We start from the raw sequence: 1,902 nt of genomic DNA, 5'->3' as shown, positions 1-1,902 counted from the left end.
ATTGAGTACAATCAACGACGATGCCGCGTTCTGCAGGCGCAAGAAGTCTGCGACCTCATGATCAAACGGCAGGAAATGCAGCGCACGCACGCCCAATTTCTGCGGCGCTTGTGCATCGGCTACATCATTGTCGCCGATGTGAAGTAGTTGCGATGCAGGCACGCCACACTCTTTGATTACAATCTGAAAAAGGGCATTGCTCTTCGAGGTACCATAATCGACAGAGCAGTAAATCTTGTTAATTGACTGCATAACGTCCTCAGGCAAATGCCGAGCCAAGAGGCGCCTTAACTCGTTTTCGCGCAAATACGTGTCGCTCACGATGATAATTTTGATACCGCGGCCGTGCGCCAGCCTGATCAGGTCTACGTACGGGGAGAATGCAAAGCAAACATCCATTTCGGTTCGGATTTCCGCCTCGGCCAATAGCGCCCGTTCCTCACCAGAAAGCGATGTAAAAAGCCGATAAATATCATCGAGATCGGTCTCCCTTGATCCGTTCTCTAATAGCTTCGCTCGATAGGCACGCGCAGCAGCGCTAACGCGTTGGTGAGGAGCTATCCCTAACCTTCGCGCGACGGGATTATCGGCGAGCACGGCAAAAACGTCTGCAGGCGTCGCTGTCTTGCGCCATAGCAACGTATCGAAACAGTCAAGTGAGAGTACCTTTACGGAATGCTCAAAATCGTCCAGAACATTTGGGATATCGCGGACCTTTATTTGCGCCTTGTGATGGGTCTCACGTATGCCGCTCCAGAGCAGACGATCCTCCGGCTTTTGCAGTTTGGCGATCTTTTCTGTTGGGCCGCCCCCATCTGGAAACATTGCATCAGGGTGACCGATGAACGGATGGACGTCGTCTCCGGGAATATGCGGCACGATGTCAGGATCAAACATCTCCTCATTACGTAAGCTTCCGGAAGACTGCTGATCAGTATCGGCTTGCGTTATCTTGGCGGCCAGGCGCTCCAGTATCTGCTGCATATATTGTCTCCTTCGCGCGAGCGTAATCCTTCAAGGGAGAACTTCTCACTTGCTGTGCAAGCACTGGCGTCGCTTGACACATCAATGAACGTTTCAAAATTCATGCCAGCCGGCTGATCGAGTGAAAGAAGACTTTTTTGCTTGCTTTTCAGTTGTTTAGGCTGAAGCGACACAAGAGAATGGCTAAACAGGCCTTTTGTGCCGAATCCGACAAAAATGACAGAGTCGGGGGCCCGGTTAGACCTCGGCCAGAAAGCGGTTGGCCGTGTCGACGTCGCCAATGCCGGCCAGCTTTCTCGGGATCAACCGCATCGTATTTGCGGTGTGCACGCTCCGCCTCATACCGGGCATGCTGGCAAGCATTCTCGACCTGCTGTCGCTTGTCACTATGCTCCTGGCCTTGCGCCTCCAAGACCAAGGCACAGCGCTGACGAAACCTGCTCATCTTGATGCTGCTCCTCCGGCTCGGACTGCGCCGCGGCGAAAGCGCATTGCTCCTCACCAACTCTTTCAAAGAGGACTTCGATCCAGCCACCGGAAGAACCGTGGCGTGGCTCGATGTCCAACAGACCGGAGACGACGATCCGAGATACGAGGAACCGGGCCTCAAGACGGCCGATTCGCGCCGACAGCTTCCGGTGCAACAGGAACTCCTGCATCTGGCCAACTACGTTCAGACCCTTCGTGGCGGGCTCAATTGCCCGCACTTGCTGATATCGCAGAACCGATCGTCTGCGCAGCGCCCTAGCCGAGCGGAAATCTGCGTCAAAGCTTCCCGAACAGCGGGCATTTTGGGAGATGGTGCGGATCATCTTCACCGAGACGCCGCAGACCCTTTCCGATGCGGTGAGGTTTGGCGTCCTCAAGACGCTCGTCATCGCGGCCCTTCGGATTGGCGAGGTCGTGCTCCTGCCACGC

Annotated in this window: 2 protein-coding genes; both read right to left on the bottom strand. The window is 55.0% G+C overall.

Annotation, left to right across the window (positions count from 1 at the left end; genetic code table 11):
- Positions 1–984 (bottom strand): HAD family hydrolase (locus EOA38_RS35275; protein WP_210213014.1); only part of this gene is annotated, 984 nt, incomplete at its 3' end.
- Between the two features lie 386 nt (positions 985–1,370).
- The gene (locus EOA38_RS35270) at positions 1,371–1,796 is read right to left on the bottom strand and encodes a hypothetical protein (RefSeq protein WP_210213013.1); all 426 of its coding nucleotides are present in this window, start codon (positions 1,794–1,796) and stop codon (positions 1,371–1,373) included.
- Between the last annotated feature and the right edge of the window lie 106 nt (positions 1,797–1,902).

It is taken from the genome of Mesorhizobium sp. M1E.F.Ca.ET.041.01.1.1 (assembly GCF_003997355.1).
In the GTDB taxonomy this organism is placed as follows: domain Bacteria; phylum Pseudomonadota; class Alphaproteobacteria; order Rhizobiales; family Rhizobiaceae; genus Mesorhizobium.
The sequence above is the reverse complement of the archived record's forward strand: the minus strand, read 5'-3'. Positions and strand labels throughout refer to the sequence as shown.